The 21543-nt window shown below is 69.0% G+C and carries 21 protein-coding genes; 9 read left to right on the top strand and 12 right to left on the bottom strand.

What is annotated here, in order from left to right; genetic code table 11:
- Positions 1–15: 15 nt before the first annotated feature.
- Positions 16–783, bottom strand: coding sequence for an IclR family transcriptional regulator (locus AB0I04_RS01725; protein WP_360877293.1), 768 nt, complete (start codon positions 781–783; stop codon positions 16–18).
- Between the two features lie 312 nt (positions 784–1095).
- Between AB0I04_RS01725 and AB0I04_RS01720 the strand changes: the two genes are divergently transcribed.
- On the top strand, positions 1096–1923 hold the full coding sequence (locus tag AB0I04_RS01720) for an MIP/aquaporin family protein (protein WP_360877290.1): 828 nt from the start codon (positions 1096–1098) through the stop codon (positions 1921–1923).
- 104 nt (positions 1924–2027) lie between these two features.
- Positions 2028–3545: a glycerol kinase GlpK gene (glpK, locus tag AB0I04_RS01715; RefSeq protein ID WP_360877287.1), complete on the top strand. Its 1518-nt coding sequence runs from the start codon at positions 2028–2030 to the stop codon at positions 3543–3545.
- 289 nt (positions 3546–3834) lie between these two features.
- Here glpK and AB0I04_RS01710 read toward each other — a convergent pair whose 3' ends face one another.
- Positions 3835–5043, bottom strand: a complete 1209-nt coding sequence (locus tag AB0I04_RS01710; RefSeq protein WP_360877284.1) for an RNA-guided endonuclease TnpB family protein — start codon at positions 5041–5043, stop codon at positions 3835–3837.
- Between the two features lie 152 nt (positions 5044–5195).
- Here AB0I04_RS01710 and AB0I04_RS01705 point away from each other — a divergent pair, with 152 nt between their 5' ends.
- Positions 5196–6902, top strand: a complete 1707-nt coding sequence (locus AB0I04_RS01705) for a glycerol-3-phosphate dehydrogenase/oxidase (protein ID WP_360877281.1) — start codon at positions 5196–5198, stop codon at positions 6900–6902.
- A gap of 89 nt (positions 6903–6991) precedes the next feature.
- On the opposite strand, the gene AB0I04_RS01700 is transcribed toward AB0I04_RS01705, so the two are convergent.
- Entirely contained in the window at positions 6992–7531 is a 540-nt protein-coding gene (locus AB0I04_RS01700; RefSeq protein WP_360877278.1) for a hypothetical protein, read from the bottom strand.
- Positions 7532–7744: 213 nt separating this feature from the next.
- On the opposite strand from AB0I04_RS01700, the gene AB0I04_RS01695 reads away from it, so the two are divergent.
- Positions 7745–8728, top strand: a complete 984-nt coding sequence (locus AB0I04_RS01695; protein WP_360877275.1) for a peptidase inhibitor family I36 protein — start codon at positions 7745–7747, stop codon at positions 8726–8728.
- Between the two features lie 93 nt (positions 8729–8821).
- Here the strand turns inward: AB0I04_RS01695 and AB0I04_RS01690 are convergent, their stop codons facing one another.
- A complete protein-coding gene (locus tag AB0I04_RS01690) occupies positions 8822–10741 on the bottom strand; it encodes an ABC transporter ATP-binding protein (RefSeq protein WP_360877272.1) in 1920 nt (639 codons plus the stop codon).
- Between the two features lie 101 nt (positions 10742–10842).
- On the opposite strand from AB0I04_RS01690, the gene AB0I04_RS01685 reads away from it, so the two are divergent.
- A complete protein-coding gene (locus tag AB0I04_RS01685) occupies positions 10843–11313 on the top strand; it encodes a MarR family transcriptional regulator (protein WP_360877270.1) in 471 nt (156 codons plus the stop codon).
- 40 nt (positions 11314–11353) lie between these two features.
- Here AB0I04_RS01685 and AB0I04_RS01680 read toward each other — a convergent pair whose 3' ends face one another.
- Together AB0I04_RS01680 and AB0I04_RS01675 are read right to left on the bottom strand one after the other, a co-directional pair.
- Positions 11354–12772, bottom strand: a complete 1419-nt coding sequence (locus AB0I04_RS01680) for a cytosine permease (RefSeq protein ID WP_360877267.1) — start codon at positions 12770–12772, stop codon at positions 11354–11356.
- A gap of 100 nt (positions 12773–12872) precedes the next feature.
- Positions 12873–14582: an MFS transporter gene (locus tag AB0I04_RS01675; RefSeq protein ID WP_360877264.1), complete on the bottom strand. Its 1710-nt coding sequence runs from the start codon at positions 14580–14582 to the stop codon at positions 12873–12875.
- A gap of 139 nt (positions 14583–14721) precedes the next feature.
- Here AB0I04_RS01675 and AB0I04_RS01670 point away from each other — a divergent pair, with 139 nt between their 5' ends.
- Positions 14722–15204, top strand: coding sequence for a MarR family transcriptional regulator (locus AB0I04_RS01670; RefSeq protein ID WP_360877261.1), 483 nt, complete (start codon positions 14722–14724; stop codon positions 15202–15204).
- A gap of 152 nt (positions 15205–15356) precedes the next feature.
- Here AB0I04_RS01670 and AB0I04_RS01665 read toward each other — a convergent pair whose 3' ends face one another.
- From AB0I04_RS01665 to AB0I04_RS01650, 4 genes are all read right to left on the bottom strand, one after another.
- Entirely contained in the window at positions 15357–15542 is a 186-nt protein-coding gene (locus AB0I04_RS01665; protein ID WP_360877603.1) for a DUF6059 family protein, read from the bottom strand.
- Between the two features lie 136 nt (positions 15543–15678).
- Complete coding sequence (locus AB0I04_RS01660; RefSeq protein WP_360877259.1) at positions 15679–16128, bottom strand: hypothetical protein; 450 nt, start codon at positions 16126–16128, stop codon at positions 15679–15681.
- Between the two features lie 283 nt (positions 16129–16411).
- Positions 16412–17173, bottom strand: coding sequence for an alpha/beta hydrolase (locus tag AB0I04_RS01655; protein WP_360877256.1), 762 nt, complete (start codon positions 17171–17173; stop codon positions 16412–16414).
- Between the two features lie 320 nt (positions 17174–17493).
- A complete protein-coding gene (locus AB0I04_RS01650) occupies positions 17494–18645 on the bottom strand; it encodes a hypothetical protein (protein WP_360877253.1) in 1152 nt (383 codons plus the stop codon).
- 599 nt (positions 18646–19244) lie between these two features.
- Here AB0I04_RS01650 and AB0I04_RS01645 point away from each other — a divergent pair.
- On the top strand, positions 19245–19787 hold the full coding sequence (locus AB0I04_RS01645) for a hypothetical protein (RefSeq protein ID WP_360877250.1): 543 nt from the start codon (positions 19245–19247) through the stop codon (positions 19785–19787).
- Positions 19788–19875: 88 nt separating this feature from the next.
- On the opposite strand, the gene AB0I04_RS01640 is transcribed toward AB0I04_RS01645, so the two are convergent.
- Together AB0I04_RS01640 and AB0I04_RS01635 are read right to left on the bottom strand one after the other, a co-directional pair.
- Positions 19876–20091, bottom strand: a complete 216-nt coding sequence (locus AB0I04_RS01640; protein WP_360877247.1) for a hypothetical protein — start codon at positions 20089–20091, stop codon at positions 19876–19878.
- A complete protein-coding gene (locus AB0I04_RS01635) occupies positions 20088–20528 on the bottom strand; it encodes an ATP-binding protein (RefSeq protein WP_360877245.1) in 441 nt (146 codons plus the stop codon). The genes AB0I04_RS01640 and AB0I04_RS01635 overlap by 4 nt, the downstream gene beginning before the upstream one ends.
- A gap of 144 nt (positions 20529–20672) precedes the next feature.
- Here AB0I04_RS01635 and AB0I04_RS01630 point away from each other — a divergent pair, with 144 nt between their 5' ends.
- On the top strand, positions 20673–21449 hold the full coding sequence (locus AB0I04_RS01630) for a helix-turn-helix transcriptional regulator (protein WP_360877242.1): 777 nt from the start codon (positions 20673–20675) through the stop codon (positions 21447–21449).
- The gene (locus AB0I04_RS01625; RefSeq protein ID WP_360877240.1) at positions 21440–21532 is read left to right on the top strand and encodes a DUF397 domain-containing protein; all 93 of its coding nucleotides are present in this window, start codon (positions 21440–21442) and stop codon (positions 21530–21532) included. The genes AB0I04_RS01630 and AB0I04_RS01625 overlap by 10 nt, the downstream gene beginning before the upstream one ends.
- Positions 21533–21543 lie beyond the last annotated feature (11 nt).

Genomic DNA, 21543 nt, shown 5'->3' with positions numbered 1-21543 from the left:
CGCGGGCGGTGATGGTCACCATCGGGCGGCCCCAAGGTCTCGGGAGACGGCGCGTGCGGCGTCGCGCACGTACGTCACCAGCGTCGGTTTCGGCCGGCCCCTCGGATCGCAGAGGCGCTCGACGGCTCCCGAGATGCCCATCGCGCCGACGACCAGGCCGCCCTGGCCGCGGATCGGCGCCGCCAGGCCCGCCTCGCCGACGGTGAACTCCTCCACCTCGGCGGCCCAGCCCATCTCCCGGACCTCGCTCAGCGCCCTGGTGAGCTCACGGGGCTGGGTGATGGTCCGCCGGCAGAAGCGTTCGAGGTCGGTGTCCTGTAGGGCCGCCATCACGTTCGCGTCGTAGGCGAGGATCACCTTGCCCAGCGCCGTCGCGTGCGCGGGAAGAAGCGCGCCGACGTCGAGCGCCTGCAGGGTGTCGTCCGGCCGGAACACATGGTGCACGACCAGGACCTTGCCGTCCAGTGCGGTGCCGATCCGGACGGCCTCACCGCTGCGAGCGGCGAGGGCGTCGGCCCAGTTGATCGCGCGTGAGCGGAGTTCATTGACGTCGAGGTAGCTCGTGCCGAGGTGAAGGAGGGCGGCGCCGAGCTGGTACTTCCCGGTCTCCTCGTCCTGCTCGACGAAACCGACGCCCTGAAGGGTGCGCAGGAGGCCGTGGGCGGTGCCGCGGGCCAGTCCGAGGGAGCCCGCGATCTCGCTGACTCCGAGGCGCCCGGAGCCGCGGGCGAGGAGGCGGAGGATCGCTGCCGCTCGCTCGATCGACTGCACGGGACCTGGCACATAGGCCATGCTAGCGAAGTCGGCACCTATTCGACAATGTCGGCACTTTTCACCCGTCGCACCGCCCATTCGACGGTGAAACGGGCGTGACTCGACGCGGTTTGTGAAATCCATCACTTCCGCCGACCCTAGCCGCCACACCGGGAGCAGGCCAGCGTTCGGCGACCGTTCGACAATGTCGGCACCTGTCTGTTGACCGGGTCTCACGGGCCGACTTAGCGTCCGGACAGTCGTGAGGGAGCTCACAGCCTCCCTCACGAACGGTGTCTCTCGGTGCCCCTGAGCTGGGGCACCGGCCCCCTAGGAGGAGACGTGGCAGAGCGACTCAAGATCCCCGGGCTGGCCGGGGAACTGGCCGCCGAATTCGCGGGAACCCTGATCCTCATCCTGTTCGGCGTAGGCGTCGTGGCGCAGGTCGTGGCCGGCGGGATAGGCAACCATGACAGCATCGCCTGGGCCTGGGGCCTCGGCGTCACGCTGGGCGTGTACGTCGCAGGCCGGATCAGCGGCGCGCACCTGAACCCCGCGGTGACCGTCGCGCTGGCGGTGTTCAAGGGGTTCTCCTGGCGCAAGGTCCTGCCGTACTCGCTGGCCCAGCTGGCCGGCGCGTTCGTGGCGGCGCTGATCGTGCGCTGGAACTACAGCGAGGTCCTGGCCAAGCTCGACCCCGGCCACACCGTCAAGACCCAGGGCGTCTTCTCGACCCTGCCCGGCAACGGCGCACTGCCCGTGCACACCGGCGGCGCCCTCCGCGACCAGATCATCGGTACCGCGATCCTGCTGTTCCTGATCCTCGCGGTGACGGACCTGCGCAACTCCGCCCCCGCCGCCAACCTCGCGCCGTTCATCGTCGGCCTGATCGTCGTCGCCATCGGCATGGCCTGGGGCACCGACGCCGGCTACGCGATCAACCCGGCGCGTGACCTCGGACCGCGTCTCGCCTCCTTCTTCACCGGGTACGGCACCGCGTTCCGCGACCAGTACGGCGGGCTGTACTTCTGGGTGCCCATCGTCGGCCCGCTCATCGGCGCGGTCATCGGCGCGGGCCTCTACCAGGTGCTCGTCGGCCGCTTCCTGCCGGACGAGGAGGCCCCGGAGCCCGGCCGCGTCCCGACCGAAGCCGAGCTCGAGAAGGCCTGACCGAGTCCGCGCGACCCCCCGCGCGGATCGAGCCGACATGGTCCGGCCGGGCCGCCGGCGGCCTGGCCGGACGGTAGGAATGAAAGAGAAGGAAGGCGATATCCATGGCCGACTTCGTCGGAGCGGTTGACCAGGGCACCACGAGCACCCGTTTCATGATCTTCGATCACGGCGGGAACGAGGTGGCCAAGCACCAGCTCGAGCACGAGCAGATCATGCCGAACCCGGGGTGGGTGGAGCACAACCCGACCGAGATCTGGGAGCGCACCCGGGCGGTGGTCGACACCGGTCTGCGCCAGGCGAACCTCAGCGCCACCGACCTGGCCGCTCTCGGCATCACCAACCAGCGCGAGACCACGGTCGTGTGGAACCGCGTCACCGGGCGTCCGTACTACAACGCCATCGTCTGGCAGGACACCCGCACCGACCGCATCGCGTCGGCGCTGGAGCGCAACGGCCAGGGCGACGTGATCCGGCAAAAGGCCGGCCTGCCGCCCGCGACGTACTTCTCCGGCGGCAAGATCCAGTGGATCCTCGAGAACGTCGAAGGCGTGCGCAAGGCGGCCGAGGAAGGCGAGGCGATCTTCGGCAACACCGACACCTGGCTGCTGTGGAACCTCACGGGCGGCGTCGACGGCGGCGTGCACGTCACCGATCCCACCAACGCCAGCCGCACCATGCTGATGAACCTGGAGACGCTGGACTGGGACGACGAACTGCTGTCGTTCTTCAACATTCCGCGGCAGATGCTGCCCGCGATCCGCCCGTCGTCCAACCCGGACTACTACGGCGTCACCCGCCTCCGCGGCCCGCTCGGCGGCGAGGTCCCGCTGACCGGCGACCTGGGCGACCAGCAGGCGGCGACCGTCGGACAGGTCTGCTTCGACCCCGGCGAGGCGAAGAACACCTACGGCACCGGCAACTTCCTGCTGCTCAACACCGGCCACGAGCTCGTGCGCTCCAAGAACGGGCTGCTCACCACCGTGTGCTACCAGTTCGGGAACGACCGGCCGACCTACGCCCTGGAAGGCTCGATCGCGGTCACCGGCTCGGCCGTGCAGTGGCTGCGCGACCAGCTCGGCATCATCTCCGGCGCCGCCGAGAGCGAGGCGCTGGCCCGTCAGGTCGAGGACAACGGCGGCGTCTACTTCGTGCCCGCGTTCTCCGGCCTGTTCGCCCCGTACTGGCGTTCGGACGCCCGCGGCGCGATCGTCGGGCTGTCCCGCTTCAACACCAACGCCCACCTCGCGCGGGCCACGCTCGAGGCGATCTGCTACCAGAGCCGCGACGTGGTCGAGGCGATGCGGCAGGACTCCGGCGTGGCGCTCGACGTGCTGCGGGTGGACGGCGGCGTCACCGCCAACCGCCTGTGCATGGAGCTGCAGGCCGACGTCCTCGGCGTGCCGGTCTCCAAGCCGGTCGTCGCGGAGACCACCGCGCTCGGCGCCGCGTACGCCGCGGGCCTGGCCGTCGGATTCTGGCGCAACACCGACGAGCTGCGGCAGAACTGGAACGAGGACGAGCGCTGGGAGCCCCGCTGGAGCGAGGAGGAGCGCGAACGCGGCTACGCCGGCTGGAAGAAGGCCGTGACCCGGACCCTCGACTGGGTCGACGTCGACTGACGACTCTCGCACGCGGCGGACGGAGCGGTGCGCCCCCGCACCCCGCTCCCCCGGGCATCGCCCCGTCCGCCGCCCTCCCCAACGGATCCCCCAGCCCCCCGTGGCCGGGGTGGCGCCCCTCGCGCCACCCCGCCCGCCGTCCGACCCCGAGCCGTCCCTTCCCCACCTGGCGGCCGGGGCGATGCCCCATCCCCCCACATCCGACCTGCCTGCGGAGGAGAACCCGAACTTGACTGCTCCCCCTCCTGGAGGAGGGGGAGTCCCATCGGCCATGCGGCCGATCCGGCTTTCAGGCCGGGCGCCTCACGGCGCGGGGTTCCTGTTTCAGCGCCGAATGCGGAAGGGAGGACCCTTGCCGTCTTACACCAGCTCCACAGGCATCACCGGGACTGTTCCCGGCTACGGCTCGACCAGCCGCAAGGATGTTCTTGGCCGCGTTGATGTCCCGGTCATGCCGGGTACGGCAGCCCGGACACGTCCAGCGCCGGGTCGAAAGGCTCAGCTCAGCGAGCAGATGCCCGCAGGCCGAGCAGGTCTTGGAGGAGGGGTACCACCGGTCGATCACCACGAGGGCGCGTCCGGCGCGTTCGGCCTTGTACTCAAGCTGCCTGCGGAACTCCCCCCACCCCGCATCGGAGATCGCCCGCGCCAGCATCCGGTTCTTCACCATGCTTTTGACCGCGAGGTCTTCGATGACGATGACATCGGCTCTGCGCACCAGGTTGGTGCTGGTGCGGTGCAGGAAGTCGTCGCGGGCGTTGCGGACCTTGCGATGGGCACGGGCGACCTTGGCCTTGGCCTTACGCCGGTTCATGCTCCCGCGCTCGCGGCGGGCCATGCGCCGCTGGTAGCGGGCCAGGTTGCGGGCCTTGCGCTCCAAGTGGCGGCGGTTGGCGATGCGTTCCCCGTCCGAGGTGACCGCGAAGTCCTTGACGCCGAGATCGATGCCGATGGCGTGCCCGGCCGCCTCCATGGGCTCGGGCGCGTCGGTGTCGACGGCGAACGTCACGTACCAGCGGCCGTCCGTGTCCCGGGATATGACGACCATGGTCGGGTTCAACGCGGCCAGGTCCACGCCCTCAAAAGACCACACGAACCCCAGCGGCGTGGTGGTCTTGGCCAACTGCAGCTCGCCGTCCTTCATGCGGAACGCCGAGCGGGTGTAGTGCGCCGACTGCCGGGAGTTGCGGTTCTTGAACCGCGGGTATTTGGCGCGTCCGGCGAAGAAGTTCACGAACGCCGCATGCTGATGCCGCAGCGTCTGCTGCAACGGAACCGACGACACCTCCGACAAGAACGCCAGATCCTCGGTCTTCTTCCACGCCGTCAACGCTGCATCGGTCTGCTTGTAAGAGGTCCTCTCGCCCCGCTGGTGATACGCCGCGTGGCGTTCGGCCAGGGTCTTGTTCCACACCAGGCGCACACACCCGAACGTGCGGCTGAACACCGCCGCCTGTTCAGGGTCCGGGTAGGCCCGGCACTTGTACGCCGTCCGCATGACCGGCACCTTACAACTGTCGCGTTCTCATGTAAGTCGAATGACCGAATGTCGGCGGAGTCCGTTTTGAGGCCGTCCTGGCTCCGCCGGGCCGTTGGCGGAGTCAGAATTCCTCCCTGGCCTTACGGCCGGGGCAACTTTCGGAGGTTCAGGTGAAAGCCGTATCCCTCGGACCGGCCTACCGCGCGCAGGCCCTGCGCGACCTGGCGGAGAACGAGTTCGACGTGCTGATCGTGGGCGGCGGTGTCGTGGGCGCAGGCGCGGCGCTCGACGCCGTCTCGCGCGGCCTGTCCGTCGCGCTCGTCGAGGCCGCGGACTGGGCGGCCGGGACGTCCAGCCGGTCCAGCAAGCTGATCCACGGCGGCCTCCGCTACCTCGAGCAGCGCGACTTCGGCCTCGTACGCGAGGCGCTGCGCGAACGCGGCCTGCTGCTGAACCGCCTCGCACCCCACCTCGTCAAGCCGGTGCCGTTCCTGTTCCCGCTCAAGCACCGGATGTGGGAACGCTTCTACGTCGGCGCCGGCGTCGGCCTGTACGACACGCTGGGCGGCGCCCGGTCGATGCCCCGCCACCGGCACCTGAGCCACCGCGGCGCCCTGAAGATCGCCCCGGCGCTGCGCGGCGACACGTTCGTCGGCGCGATCCAGTACTTCGACGCACAGGTCGACGACGCCCGCTTCACGATGACGCTGGCCCGGACGGCCGCCGGCTACGGCGCCTCCGTGCTGACGCGGGCCCGCGCCGTCGGTTTCGTGCGGGAGGCGGACCGCGTCATCGGAGCACGGGTTCACGACCTGGAGAACGACCGGGAACTGACCGTACGGGCCCGGCACGTCATCAACGCCACCGGCGTGTGGACCGACGACGCCGCCCGGTTCGCGGACGCGCGCGGCGGTCCCCGGGTCACCGCGTCCAAGGGCGTGCACCTCCTCGTCCCGCGCGACCGGATCCGGCTCGACACCGGGCTGATCCTGCGCACCGAGAAGAGCGTGCTGTTCGTCATCCCGTGGGGCCGGCACTGGATCATTGGCACCACCGACACTCCCTATGACCTGGAAAAGGACGAGCCCGCCGCCAGCCAGGCCGACATCGACTACATCCTCGACCACGTCAACGCGGTGCTGCGCACCCCGATCGCCGCGGAGGACATCGAGGGCGTGTACGCCGGGCTGCGTCCCCTGCTGTCCGGCGGGGCGGACGACACGACCAAGCTGTCGCGGGAGCACACCGTCGCGCAGCCCGTGCCCGGGCTCACCGTGATCGCCGGCGGCAAGTTCACCACCTATCGGGTGATGGCCAAGGACGCCGTCGACGCGGCGGCCGAGGACCTGCCCACCACCGTCCCCGCCTCCGTCACCGACCGGGTGCCGCTCGCCGGGGCCGTCGGGTACGAGGTGCTGTGGAACGAGCGGCACCGCATCGCCCGGCGCAGCGGCCTGCACGTCGCCCGCGTCGAGCACCTGCTCAACCGGTACGGCGCGTGCGTCGACGAACTGCTGGAGATGATCGAACAGGACCCGGCCCTCGGCGAGCCGCTCGACGCCGCCGCGGACTACCTGAAGGCCGAGGCCGTGTACGCCGCCTCCCACGAGGGCGCGCTGCACGTCGAGGACATCCTGCGCCGTCGCACCCGCGCCGCGATCGAGGAGTGGGACCAGGGCGCCGCCGCGGCGGCCGAGGTCGCGGGCCTCATCGCGCCGGTACTGGGCTGGGACGACGAGAAGGTGAAACGGGAGACGGAGTACTACGTGCGGCAGGTCGAGGCCGAACGCCAGGCCCGCCGGGAGGCGGACGACTCCGCCGCGGCCGCCGCCCGCGGCCAGGCGCCCGGCCTCTTCACCGAGCGGGCCGCCTCCTGACCCGCTCCCCCCGGCCGTCCGCCACCGGCGGACGGCCGCTTTCGGTCGTGCGGACGGGGTGACCTCGGGGGCCACCCCGCCCGCGCCCATCAGTGGTTGATCTCGAACCAGGGGTTCGCCCAGCCGAGGTAGTGCTGCCCCCACTTGCCGGTGATCTCGTCGATGCTGCTGGGGGTGAAGGTTCCCGGTCCGTGGATGTCGGTGGAGATGATCCCCTGCCCGCCGGTGGAGATGGCCACGTGACCGTGGCTGCCGCCGGAGAAGAACACCAGCGCGCCGCCGGGGACGTCGCGGTCGTCGGCGTGCTTGTACCGGTCGGGAACGGCGCGCCAGTGGGCGATGGCGTCGGCGGATCCGCTGTGGTCGAACCCGTACGCGAGCGCCATGACGTGGTCGCAGCGGTTGCGGTAGTCGGGGTTGCCGGCGGTCGACACGTGCTGCCGAGCCCACGCGAGCGCCCCCTCACACGAGCGCCCGTCGTCCAGGCCCGGCGCGTTGCACGACAAGGTCATCGCCGCGACGACGGACGCGGCGTACGCGGCAGGCGTCGCCGGAGTGGTGGCCGGCAGTGCCGAGAACGCGAACGTTCCGGCGGCCATGGCGACCGGGATGGTGAGCTTGAGCTTCACGGGCGTTTCCTCCTGGAGGACAGGCCCCCTTGCCGGCGGGGGGCCGTTCGGGGTTCGTTCGGTTCGAGGTGAACCGGCTCCGATTCAGCCCTGGCCCGTGGGTGTCCGCCGAGTGACCACTGTTCGGGCGAACAGTGTCCGTCCTTCTCAACGACGCTTTACCCTATGTTCGGAAACTGTCCGCGTCCGAACAGACACGAAGGGTGATGGTGGATGGGTGAGGCGCAGACCAGGCTCCCGGACCAGCTGCGGCGGCTGCACGAGGCGGCCGGGCGGCCGTCCTACCGCCGGCTGGTGGACCTGGCCCGGCAACAGCGGCCACCGGTCAAGCTGGCCGCGGCGACCTTGTCGGAGTGGATGTCGGGCAAAGCCGTGCCGAGCGACCCGGCCGTGTTCAGGTTCCTGGTGGAGACCCTGGAGGAGCGAGCACTGCGGCGGGGACCGGCTCCGACGCGCCGGCCCCAGGACTGGCGGGTGTGGGAACGGTGGCGACAGGAGGCGATGGCCGAGCGCACCGCCGCCCCGGCCGCGGTCACCATCGCGCCCACCGCCCCGCCGCCGACGGCCGCAGTCACCGCGCTGCCCGTCGTCCCACCGCCGACGGCCGAGGTCACCGCCCCACCCGTCATCCCGCCGCCGGCGGCCGAGACGGCTCCGCGACGGCGGCCGTATTGGATCGCCGCCGGTATCGCGGCCGGCACGGCGGCCATCGCCGGTACGGTCCTGCTCGTGGGCCATCGGCCGGCCACCGCGCACCAGGCCGCAGCCGACCCCGCTCCCACGGTCATCACCGCCGACGGCACGGCCAGGGCGGCAGAGCGCCTGCCCGGGCCCACCACCTGGTACGTCGCCCATGATGTCTCAGGGCCGGACGCCTGCCCCGCGACCTGGGCCTGCTTCTACCAGAACGAGGACTTCAACCGCCGATCAGCGGGCTGGATGATCCTCGCCCAAGACCCCAACGGCAGCGAGAGCGACTCTTACGACTTCACCCCGCCCTACGACAAGGCGATGAGCTCCTGGATCAACAACACGCCCCTCGACATCGCCTGGCACGCCGAACACCACCACCACGGCCCGTTCTTCCGCATGGACCCCGGAGCCCGCGCCGCCCGCCTCGGCCCGGCCGCCCGCACCGCCTCCTCCGTCCACATCCTCTTCGACGACCAGGCCTGGCCCCGAGGAGCCAAGCCCTGACGGTCAGGCCGATGATCCAGGAGGCGTCGGCACCGCCTTATCTTGATCTTCGGTTTCCGCCGCGTGGCCGGAGCCGTCGTCAGACCCACCACCTCACGCGGAACGGGTTGCCTGGCCGGCGTCGGCGTCGCGGGCGACGAGGGTGGCGTACCGGCCGCCGAGGGCGAGCAACTCCTCGTGGGTGCCACGCTCGGCGATCCGACCGCGGTCGAGGACCATGATCTCGTCGGCGTCCCTGATGGTCGAGAGTCGATGCGCGATGGTGATCGTGGTGCGCCCGGCCGACAGCGCGTCGATCGCCTGCTGCACGGCCTGTTCGGTCTGGGTGTCGAGGGCGCTGGTGGCCTCGTCGAGGACGAGGATGGGCGGGTCGCGCAGGACGGCGCGCGCGATCGCGAGTCGTTGTTTCTCTCCGCCGGAGAATCGGTATCCCCGCTCCCCGACCAGCGTGTCATAGCCGTCGGGCAGCGCGGCGATGTGCTCGTGGATCTGTGCGACCCCGGCCGCCGCGACGATCTCCTCATCGGTCGCGTCCGGCTTGGCGAACCGCAGATTCGCCGCTACAGAGGCGTGGAAGAGATAGGTCTCCTGTGAGACGACGCCCACCGCCGCGGTAAGGGTGTCGAAGGACAGGGCGCGTACGTCGACGCCGTCGATGGTCACGCTGCCCGAGGTCACGTCGTACAGGCGCGGGACCAGGTAGCCGAGGGTCGTCTTCCCGGATCCCGTCTCGCCGACGATCGCGAGGGTGCTCCCGGCCGGGACGGTGATGTCGATGTCGCGCAGCGTCTCCCGCTCGGTCTCCGCGTAGCGGAAGCCGACGTCGCGCAGCCGCACGTCGCCGCGGACCTCGCCCACGCGCACGGGGTGTTGTGGTTCGGCGATGTCGACGGGCAGGTCGAGGTACTCGAAGATGCGGCCGAACAACTCGAGTGAGGTCTGCAGGTCCACGCCGACCTGGAGCAGCTGCACCGTGGGCCGGAACAGACTCTGTTGCAGGGTCGTGAAGGCCACCAGCGTCCCGATGGAGATCAGCATGTGGCCGTTCCGCCCGGTGAGGCCGGCCGCCCAGTAGATGACCGCGGGCATGGAGGACATGACGATCTGAATGATGGACTGCCGCCACCGGCCCGCCATGTTCGCGCGCACCTCGAGATCGGACAGCACGACGGATTCGGCCGCGAAGGAATCAGTGAGCGCCCGCGAGCGGCCCATCGTGTGCCCGAGCAGGATCCCGCTGACCGACAGGGACTCCTGGACGATCGAGGCCAGCGTGGCGAGCTGCCGCTGCCGCCGGCCGGTGATGCGGCGGCGCTCCTTGCCGACCCGGCGGCTCACCGACACGAACACCGGCATCATGATCAGCGAGACGATCGTCAGCCGCCAGTCCAGGACCACCATGGCGATGACGGTCGCGACGACGGTCGTGAGGTTGGACACCAGCGTGGTCGCGGTCGTGGTCACCGTCGCCTGCATGCCGCCGATGTCGTTGGCGATGCGCGACTGGACCTCGCCGGTGCGCGTACGCGTGAAGAAGGCCAGGGACATGCGCTGTAGGTGCGCGTACACACCAGTGCGCAGGTCATGCATGACCCGCTGGCCCACCTTCGTCGACACATACGCCTGCGAGACGCTGAACGAGCTGTTCGCCACCGAAATGACGATCATGCCGATGGCCAGGACGGCCAGCAGCCCGACGCGCTGCCTCGGCAGGGCGACGTCGATCACCTGGCGGATCAGGAACGGGTTGACCAGCGAGACCAGTGACGACGTGAGGACGAGCAGGCCGACGAAGGCCAGGCTCCACCGGTAGGGCCGGAACAGGCGTACGACCCGCCGGAGCGGAACGCGTGCCGACGGTCCCGTCTCCGCGGTGGGCTGGCTCGGATCCTCGCGGTCACCGCCGCCGTCCCGGTCCGCCGCCGGCCCTTCGCGCGCCGCCGGGGGCCCGGGGCCGTCGAGGCCGGACGCCTCCGGGAACGGCAGGCCGTGCTTGCGTAGGGGGAAATTCACGGGCGCCTCCACGGCACGGTCGAGGGCAATGCCGACCAAAACAGAGTAACACTCACAATGAGCTTGACTCAGTTTGAGTTTGGTCCTGCTACGATCGAGCCATGGATCAAGAGGAGTCGTCGGCGCAGCTGGCCGATCTGCTCCAGCGGCTGACCAAGCGCCTGCGGCGGGCCCAGCTGTCCCGGCTCGCCCCCCTCGGCCTCACTCCGGCCCAGGAGCGTGCGCTACGGGTGATCACCCGTAGCGAGGAGCCGCTGCGGATGACGGAGCTGGCCGAGCGGCTCGGCGTCGTTCCCCGTTCGGTCACGACCGTGGTCGACGCGCTCGAGCAGGCCGGGCTGGTCCATCGTGCCGTCGATCCGGAGAACCGGCGCGCCATCCGCCTTCACCTCACCGACATGGGCCTCGCGGTACGCGAAGGGATGCGCGAGGCCCGGCGGCAGGCCAGCGAGGATCTGTTCGCGCCGCTCTCCGACGGCGATCGCCGACGCCTGATCGAGCTGCTGTCCGTCGTGGACCAGGCCACCGCCACCGCGCCCGCCGACCAGGCATCGCCCGCGCTGACCCGATGACGATGCCCCGGCCGACGGTCGGCCGGCCGACGACGCACTGTCAGGTGGCGTCGCCGGTGTGGCGGGCCACCGGGCGCATCCAGACGTAGTAGAGCGCCGAGGCCACGACCAGGCCGATGATCCACGAGACGTCCGCGCCACCGAGGTGCTTCACGAACGGCCCGGTGTAGAAGGACGAGCTGACGAACGGCACCTCCACCGCGACGCCGATCACGTACGCGCCGATGGTGCGCCAGTTCACCCCGCCGTACACGCCGTCCGGGCGGAAGATCGCGTCGATGTCGTACCGCTCCTTGCGGACGAAGTAGAAGTCGACGAGGTTGATCGCCGTCCACGGGATCAGGAAGTACGCCAGGAAGAGGATGAAGTTCTCGAAGTTGTGCAGGAAGTCGGCGCTCGCCGCGAGCGCGACGACCGTGCCGACGACGGCGGCCACGACGATGAAGCCGAGCCGCACGCCGCCGTCCATCCGCATCGGGCGCAGCGCGGTCAGGGTCGTCGTCGCGGACATGAACATGCCGTAGAGGTTCAGCACGTTCACGGCGACGATGCCCAGCACGATGATCAGCGAGAACGCCCAGTGCGGATCCGCCAGGCCGACCACGAACGACACCGAGCCGCCCTCGAACGACTTGGCGGCCACGGCGGCGCAGACGCTGCCGAACGCCATCATCCACACGGTGCCGATCACGCTTCCGGCGTAGGTCCACCAGAACGCCGCGCGCACCGAGGTCGTCTCCGGAAGATAGCGGGAGTAGTCGGCGACGTACGGTGCGTACGTGATCTGCCAGGTCGCGGCGATCGCCATGACCAGCAGGAACGTTCCCGCACCGACGTGGCCGGAGTGCCACACCCGGCCCACGTGGTGCCCGGTCAGCAGCCGATAGGTCAGGTACAGGAACCCGACCGCCGCGATCAGGCTGATCCACCGCTCGTACTGGTGGATCAGCCGGTACCCGTACGCGGCGAGCACGGTGCAGACCGCCGAGACGACGATCGTGGCCGGGGTCCGGCCGATCCCCCACCAGTCGGCGAGCGCCGAACCGCCGAGCACCGCACTGGTCGCGAAGAACCCGACGTACATCAGCACGACGAGCAGCAGGGGCACGATCGCGCCGTAGAACCCGAACTGCGCACGGCTCTGGATCATCTGCGGGATGCCGAGTTTCGGTCCCTGCGCCGAGTGCAACGCCATGAAGATCGCGCCGAGCAGGTTGCCGAGGGTCAGGGCGACGATCGCCCAGGGCAGTGGCAGCCCCAGGATCACTCCGAGCGCGCCCGTGACCGCGGTCGTCACCTGCATGTTCGCCCCGAACCACACGGTGAACAGACTCCGCACCGACCCGTGCCGCTCCTCAGGCGGGACGAAGTCGATGGATCGCCGCTCGACCCCGAGGGCGCCGCCCTCCGGATGCCCTCCGGCGGCTCGTGCGCCTCCGCTGACCTCCTGTTTTGCCATGTGCGCACCCTCACGCCCCGCCCGGTGCCCCGGCAAGAACCCTTTCCCACGAACCGTCTGACATCCGAGACCCGGGGCTCGATGCGCGCGGTTGCGCTGCTCAGTGACCGTGCATCTCGCCGCTGGTCCGGCGGGGCAGGAAGAAGACGAGCAGGAACGTCCCGGCGAATACCGCCATCTGGTAGTACAGGCTCGGCACGAGGGAGTCGGAGAAGTCCCGCCGCTGCACCCTGGGTCGGACCTTCTCCACCGACGCCTGTACGGCGCCCATGGCCTGCGGTTCGAGCCCGGCAGCCATCTTTCCGCAGCTCGGCGGGGTCTGGGTCGGGTCCTTGGCGTGGGCGATGTCGTGGTAGCAGACCTTGAAACCGCTCACGATCCCGTCGATCGCTGGCGCGGGCACGCCGGCTGTCTGCAGTTCCTGGCGCAGCTTGGGCACGCCCGCCGCCACGGCCTCGTCCGACCGGTTCGCGAGCTGGCCGAAGAAGATCAGGCCGATCACGGCGACGCCGACGGCGCCCGCCACCTGACCAGCGGTGTTCAGGACGCCGGTGGCCGAGCCGGTGTCGTCGTTGCGCACGCCGGTGAGGATGAGGTCGTTGAGGGTCGCGATCAGCAGGCCGAGCCCGACGCCGAACACCACGAACGACGGCGTGAGCCGGCCCGTCGTGAGGTCGGCGGCCTTGTCGTGCACCGTGACCATGAGCCAGAGGATCCCCGCGATGCAGATCAGGCATCCGAGCTGGACGACCATGCGACCGATCTTCGGCGCGAGCCGCACGGCGAGCCCGGAGCCGACGAAGGACGCGCCGGCGAGCGGGAGGAAGGTCAGGCCGGTGTGCAGCGGCGTGTAGTTCCACCCCGCCTGCAGGAAGATCGTCAGGACGAGGAAGACCGACGCGATCGCGGTCCAGAACAGCAGGCTGACGAAGAGTCCCGCACTGAAGGCGCGCTGGCGGAAGAGCCGCAGCTCGATCAGCTGGCTGCCGCTCCTCCGCTTCCTGGCCTGCTGCCAGAGGACGAAGGCGACGAAGACCGGGATCGAGGCCACCATGGAGATCCACGTCCACGCGGGCCAGCCGGCGTCGCGGCCCTGGATCACCGGGTACACCAGCAGGACGATCGCGGCGGTGACGAGCAGCACGCCGAGCAGGTCGAGCCGGACCCGCTCGGTCGCGCGCGACTCCTTGACGAGCGAGGGCGCGAGCGCCACCGCGATCACCCCGACCGGAAGGTTGATCAGGAAGATCGTCCGCCAGTCCCAGCCGAAGAGGTCGGCGTTCACGAGGACGCCGCCGAGCAGCGGACCGGCGATGCCGGAGAGGCCGGCCATCGCGCCGAACGCGCCGAAGACCGCAGCGCGCTTGTCCTCCGGGAAGGAGACGTGCATGATCGCGAGGACCTGCGGGAACATCACGGACGCCGCGAGGCCCTGGATCACCCGGGAGGCGATGAGCATGTCCGGGCCGGTCGCCAGCCCGCACAGCAGCGACGCCAGGGTGAACGCCACCGCGCCCGTCATGAACATACGTTTGCGTCCGAAGATGTCACCGAGGCGGCCCCCGGTGATCATCCCGGCCGCGAAGGCGAGCTGATAACCCGCGAGGGTCCACTGGATCTGGGCGTACGTCGCGTCGATGTCCTTCTGGATCGCGGGGATGGCGACGCTGACGACGCTGACGTCCAGCAGTTCCATGAAGGCGGCCAGGAGGATGACGATGAGGCCGATCCACGCCTTCGTGTCCATCGGCCCCGGCTCTGAGACGTTGCGCTCCGAGTCGGTGCTCAGCGCGGATTCACCGGCTACCACGGCGGTTCTCCCGTCGAGTGAGTTTCTGAGGAAACTACTTAGCAAGCTAACTAGTTTGTTGTGGCGCGTCAAGGCCGGTACCGAGGGCCGGCGGCGATGGACGAGAATCGACATCGGGCGTTAACGCGGGAGTTGAGAGATGCGAGACGACGAAGACATGGCCACGGGCGCCAGGCACACGCTGGGCCGCCAGCTGAACTTCGCGGCGAAGGCGGCGCGCGGCTACATGGAGCAGCACCTGGCGGCCTCCGGTTCGAGCTTCGCCGTCTGGACGGCGCTGTTCGCACTCAAGGCGAAGGGCCCGCTGATCCAACGGGAGCTCGCCGACATGCTGGGCGTCGAGGGCCCCACGCTGACCCGGCACCTGGCGCGCATGGAGGCCGAGGGCCTGATCGTGCGCCGCCGCACCAGCTCCGACCGCCGAGCCGCCATCGTCGACATGACCGACGCGGGCCGGCAGACGTTCGAGCGGCTGTCCGCCGTGGTCAGCACGAGCGGCGAACACGTCCTCGACGGCTTCTCTCCCGAGGAGATCGAGCAGTTCGCGGGCTATCTGAGCCGGGTGATCGGCAACGTCGAGACCTTCTCCCCCGCCCGCCGCCACACGCCCGCGCACAGCTGACCGCTTTTCGGCGTGAGTTCGCCAGAGTCGATCAGGAATCTGGGGCAAAAATGTCGGCTACTCGCGTTCTGATTGCCGACGATCGCACCATCATCCGCTAGCGATACTCTGAGTATATATCCGGATTCCTAGCTATGCCGTCGAAATCGGACTCATTCCCGACCTGGGGCCTCTCGGCGATCTGTCTCCGAACTCACGACGGGGCCGAATTGAGCCCAGATGTCTCGTTCCTCGGGTGTAGGTGGAATATCCGGGATAAGCCGCTCCGGATGATGCAGCGCAGGCCCTGCGAGGGAGCCGGCCTCCCGCCCGCACCCATTCCGCTCGCCCGCGAACACTCCCGGCACCGCGGTCAGACCGGATCCGGCTCCGAGCAATATCGTTCCTTCGCGAAGAAAACGAGCCAGACTTCGCAATCGATCCTTGAGCCAGAGCACCGGAAATCTTCTCCATCCCTTGAGGTAACCACTTCACTCAGTGTCGCGGATCCCGTTCAATCATGGGTCGAATCCCGGTTGGACGGCACGGCCCTTCCACCTGACTCTGACGGTATGGAGAACAGGCCCTTACTTCTTTGGTCACGAGATCGGCCGCGCGGACGTCGCGACCACCTGGATCGAGGACTACAAGCGGCAGCGGACCTATCTCACCCCGGAGGGCGGCTCCTCCATCGCGCCGACGGCCAGGACGGAGCGCCGGCCAACGGCCGTCGCGGCCGAACCGAGCACTCCCCACCTGCCGGATCTTTCCGGCGCTTTCGGAAATCACGACCACGCCGGAGGCCGACGCCAGGCTCAGCAGAGACGCCAGTTGCAGGTCCAGATCGTCGAAGGCGTCCAGGGGGTCGGGTGTCCCCGGCACACCGGCGGCGGCCCGCCACTCGTCGACGGCCCCCGTCTCGATGACGTCCTCGATCATCGTCACCGCGTACTCCAGTCGCCATGGGGCCGGCAGCACCCACCCGGCGGGCAGCGCCTGCCCTCTAGCCGGGATGGCGTACGCCGCGCCGCCCGGATGACCCGGTCGTACAGCGGGAGCACCCCGGCGTCGATGGTGAAGTAACGGCTGAGATCGAAGCCCAACGATGCCTCCTGTCCGCCAAAGCCCTGGCCGGGGCGGCGCACCCACGCTGAGCCATGCTCGCTCAGGTGCCGCCGCCCCGTACGCGACTATCCGCCTGGCTCGGCGCCCGCCCGCGGGACGGCGGCTACGCCGCCGTGGCGGAAGTGTCGCCTTGGGGAAGGTGGCGGGCGAAGAAGCGCAGTGAACTCTCCGACTCGAACGCGGGCACATCCGCGTGCCGACCGGGGTTGGCGTGGAGCGTCTTCTCCGGGGAGGCGAAGGCGTCGAAGAGCGCGAGGGCCGAGTCGCGCGGCACCATCTCGTCGTCCCACTGCATCAGGAACTCGACCGGAATGGTGATCTGGGCCGCCGCCTCGGCCAGGCCGTAGTGGCCGGCGAGGCCGAAGACTGCGGCGGTGATCCGACGTTCGGCCGCGACGAACGGAATGCCGATCCCGCTGCCCATCGAGGTGCCCCAGAATCCCACCGGTTCGCCGGCGCCGACGTGGTCGAGGTCCTGGAGCGCGTCCAGGGCGGCCTTCCACTCGGGAACGACGCGCGGCGCCAGAACGGCGTTGTAACGGGCCATCAGCGGGCCGATGGGCTCACCTGCCGCGATCCGTTCCCCGATGTCCGCGACGAGCCGTTCGCCCTCCTCGGTCGTGGGACGGTCGCCGTGCCAGGGCGCGTCGACGGCCGCCACCGCGAAGCCGCAGGCGGCCACGTAGCGGTGGGCGCCGGCCACCAGGCGCGGGTCCTTCTTGTGCCGGCCGCCGCCATGGCCCAGCAGCACCAACGGGCGGCTACCGGTGGCCTCGGCGGGCGACCAGAGCACGCCGGGAATGTCGTCGAGAATGAAGAGGCGTTCTGAGACGCCGTTCGAGGTGGTCTCTGAGATGAAACGCACAGGTCGATTGCCTTTCGGGATGCCCTGCGGGCACTCCCGTGGCCACCTATGTCAGATGAACCGCCCACTCGCACGAGAGGGGAGCACCCAGCCTGCCGTAGCGGTAATGGGTCTCACCTCCTCAGTTAGTCACGAGCACGGCGATGCTAACAGACTCCCGGGGTCGGGCCGGCCCATCTGAACGAGCCGAATGGGCCGGCCCGGGCCGCCACGGGCATTGGCACCGTCGACCGGATCAACAGCTTTGACCGAGCGCCGACCAGCACGGCACCTGGGCGTCACGGTCGGGCTGAGGATGCTGCTCCGGCGCGACGGGTCCGTTACGGCGTTATCGTTTTGCCGCCGAAGGTCACGACGAGGTGGCCGTCCGCGGCGAAGGACCACTTCAAGGCGCCGGCGTACGACGAGCACTTGGACCCGTTCGAGCCGGACCAGAACTGGTTCGAGCTGTCGGCGTCGCCCACGGCCTTGTCGTTCGACCCGCCGCTGCTGAAGCGGCACGAGACGTTGGTCCGGAACACCGAGGTGCCCTTGTCGAAGGAGAAATTGCGCTCGCTGTTGTCGATGCTGACGTTGTTCGAGATCGTCATCGTGCCGGGGTTGCTGTTGTAGGTGAACCCGTGATGGCCGTTGTGGTAGGCGATATCGCGCAGGACGATGTGATTGACCTTGATATCGTCGCCGCCGAGCTTGTAGCCGTTGCGGTCACCGTTCTTGTTCTGCGTGCCATCGGAGAGCGTGCCGTTGTTGTAGGAAAGGGAGTCCTCGATGGTCACCGGGCCGATGGCTCCGGTGTCCGTCTTGGTGTAGAGGTCCCAGCCGTCGTCGATGTTGTTGTGGGACACGTCGTAGCGGAAGACGTTCCCGGGACCGGCGGTGAGCTTGGCGGCGAAGCCGTCGGCGTTCTCGCCGCCGGAGTCGGCGTTGTCGTGCGACTCCGCGCTCACGACGAGGTTGTTGGAGGGCCACTGGTCCTTGGGGGTGCTGGAGGCCACCCGCGAGATCTGCAGCCCCGTGTCATGGTTGAACGCCGTCACCGTACGCTCGATGACGTTGTTACTGCCGCCGACGAAGATCCCGTTGTCACCGGCGTGCTCGACGACGATGCCGTAGACATGCCAGTACGACCCGTTCAGGGCAAGCCCACGGTTCGCCGGGTCCTCGCTCATGGCCGAGAAGTCCAGTACCGGAGTCTCACCTGGGTAGGCGGACAGTTCCGTGCGGGCGCTCGAGGTGCCGTTGTTGCCCGGCGCGACGGTGACCGTCTGCGAGTAGCGGTAGGTCCCGCCGCGCATGTAGATCTTCCCGCCGGCGGTGACGCGGGTGATCGCCGAGGTGAGCGTCGTCGGGTCCGCCTGAGTTCCAGCCGCGCTGTCTTTGCCGTTCGGCGCCACGTACAGCGTGTCGGACGCCGCGTGCGCGGCGTTCAACGCGACCAGTGTCGCCGCGGCAGGGAGCACCACCGCGGTCAACCCGGCTCCTACCGCCGCTCTGACTCTTTTTCGCCGAGGCATGGCCTTCCTCCTTCATAAGGACTTCCCTATCCGGGTGTCCGAAGTTAGGAAAAGCTTTTCCCTACGACAAGGTAACTGCGTTCAGTAGTTGAGGTCCGCTACTCATATCCGAATCGCGGTTGTGACGGTGTGCGTGACAGAAATCCCGTCCGCGCAGGTGAGAGCCGCGATATCCGGTCCCCCAGGACGCAGGATCGCCGACGACGCGCGAATTCCGACCCCTACCACCCCTTGAAAGTTTCACGAATGGCGCCCGTTCGTGACAACTTGTCACCACTGGGTATCGGCGCAACTCAGCGCGCGTACCGTGATGCCGCCGTCGCCACTCTGCCGCCGAGGTTGACGGCACGCCGCCGGATTCGCCCCGATACGAGCGTCAACAACGACGCCAAGGTTGAGGCGGTGCGGAAGGGTCCTCCCTCAGTAGGCGAGGACCGGGAAGTACGCCGCCCATTCACGAGCCAGGCCCCGGGGAATCGTGAGAAGCCCTCCCGCCTCGTACGGTCGCCGTCGACGGGCCGGCGGCTCGGTCTCGCGCTATCCGCAGCCTCGTCCGAGTGGCGCCGCCGGTGCTGCTGGCCGTCATGGCCCTGGGCGCCCCGACGGCCGCGTCCGCCTCCCCGGCGGCACCGGAGCGCGCGACCATCACCGCGCTGGACTACAACAGCACCGGCTGGAAATACCTGCAGGTGCCGTCCCCCAGCGTCGTGCCCGGATTCCAGGATCCGGACTTCGACGACAGCAGATGGTCGACCGGGCAGGCGGCCTTCGGCACCACCACCGGCTGCCCGTTCAACGCCTCGGTCAAGACCCCCTGGCAGCCCAACACCGACATCCTGGTACGGCACTGGCTCCGCATCCCGCGCTTCGCGCAGGACATCCGCATCCAGGGCACCATCGACAACGACGCCCAGATCTACCTCAACGGCCGGCTCCTGCAGACCGTCCGCAGCGGCTACTGCCGAGCCAACACCATCGACGTCACCGTTCCGCAGAACGTCCTAGAGCGCTGCAATCTGCTCGCCATCCGCGGCCACGACTACGGTGCGTCCACCTTCCTCGACGTCCGGGTCACCTACACCCGGCCCGGCTCGGCCTGACACCAGCCGCCAACCGAAGCCCCGGTGCGGGATGCCGATCTTCGGCTCCGCACCGGGCTACGGCGGGCGACACAGACCTGAGCGGTCGCTATGCCGGACGCCTGCCCTTCCCGGCCCGGTGGCGGCCTCCCCGGCCGGGCGGGTCGAGGTCGGCGAGGAAGTTACGTGCGTGGTGGGGATACTTGGTGACCAGGATCTGCAACTGCTGGACCTCCGCGACCTGCGACGTCCCGGTGAACCTCATGGAGTCGAGCATCGCGTGGAACTCCGCGATCGAGTGCTGGAGCCGTTCCTCCGGCGTCATCCCTTCGGCTCCTCCCCTATCGCGCGCGGCTTCGGGAACGCCGTCTGGCACCACACGACACGTCCGGCTTCGCTGGTGTAAGTGCCCCATCGGCCGCCGGTGAGGATGTCGACCATGTGCAGTCCGCGCCCTCCGGTCGCGTCCGGTCCCGCGTCGGCGATCCGGGGGACCCGATCGGCGCTTCCGGCGTCCGCCACTTCGACGTGAATGGCGTCGGCGAGGGTGGCGAGCGTGATCGTCACAGTGGCGGAGCCGGAATGGCGGATCGCGTTGGTCGCCAATTCGCAGGCGAGGAGTACGACGTCGTCGGCGACCGCCTCGTAGGCCGCGACGAGCATGTCGTACGCCCACCGCCGCATTCGGCCGACCTCCGATGCCGCAGCCGGAATTTTGAGTTCTCCGAGAATTCTCAGCTCGGTCGTTTCGCGAGACGCCATATGCCGTTCCCCCGTCGTCTTCGTTGGGCCTCCACAATGCCGCGCGCCGACTACAATGCGTACGCGACCGAATACGCAGTACGAACACCAGAAGACGAACGAGGAGTTCTCGAAGAAACCTGAACTCCGGCGCGGAGGTACCAAATGGGCAATCCCCCCAGCCCAACACTGATCAAACTGGGCGCGGCGATTCGCCGCTACCGGCAGGCCGAAGGGCTCACCCAGGCACAGCTCGCACAACGGGTCAATTACTCCGAAGGCTGGCTGAGCAACCTCGAGACCGGCCAGCTCCGCCCCAAAGGCAAGGCAGTCGGCTCCGTCGAGAAGTCGCTCAGCCTGCCCGCCGGGGCCCTCATGGACCTCTACGACCTACTCACCGAGGAGACCCCACCCGGCTGGTTCCGCCCCTGGCTCGAAGAGGAGCGCGCCGCCACCATCCTCCGCGCATTCGAGCCCATGGTCGTCCCAGGGCTGCTCCAGCACGAGGAGTACGCGCGCTCGCTGCTGAACGGCGACGAGGCGGCCGTGGCCGCGCGGCTGGAGCGCCAAGAGATCCTCTCCCGCGACAGTCCTCCAACTCTTCGCTGCGTCCTCGACGAGATGGTCCTCTATCGCCAGGTAGGCGACACAGCCGTCATGCGCGCGCAGCTGGAGCACCTGGTAAGCCTCATATCACCGCTGATAACGATTCAGGTGGTTCCCGCCACTGCGAATCCACACCGAGGAGGCGGATTCCTTCTCGCCACCGTCGACGGTGGCGAGGTAGCCTACGTCGAAACGGCCGTCCGTGGCATGGTCACCAGCAACCGGGAGGACATCTCCGTCCTGTCGAACACCTGGGAGTCCGTCCGGACTTTCACCCTGTCACAGCAGGAGTCGGTCGACCTCATCATGAAGGTGGTGGCGGAAAGATGGACCTGAGCCGCGCCGAATGGCGTAAGTCGACCCGTAGCACCGAGAACGGCGGCAACTGCGTCGAAGTCACCGTCCTCGAGCGCGGCTGATCCTCCTTAGG

The organism is Actinoallomurus sp. NPDC050550 (assembly GCF_040655075.1).
Taxonomy (GTDB): domain Bacteria; phylum Actinomycetota; class Actinomycetes; order Streptosporangiales; family Streptosporangiaceae; genus Actinoallomurus.
This window is presented reverse-complemented; position numbering and strand designations above follow the sequence as displayed.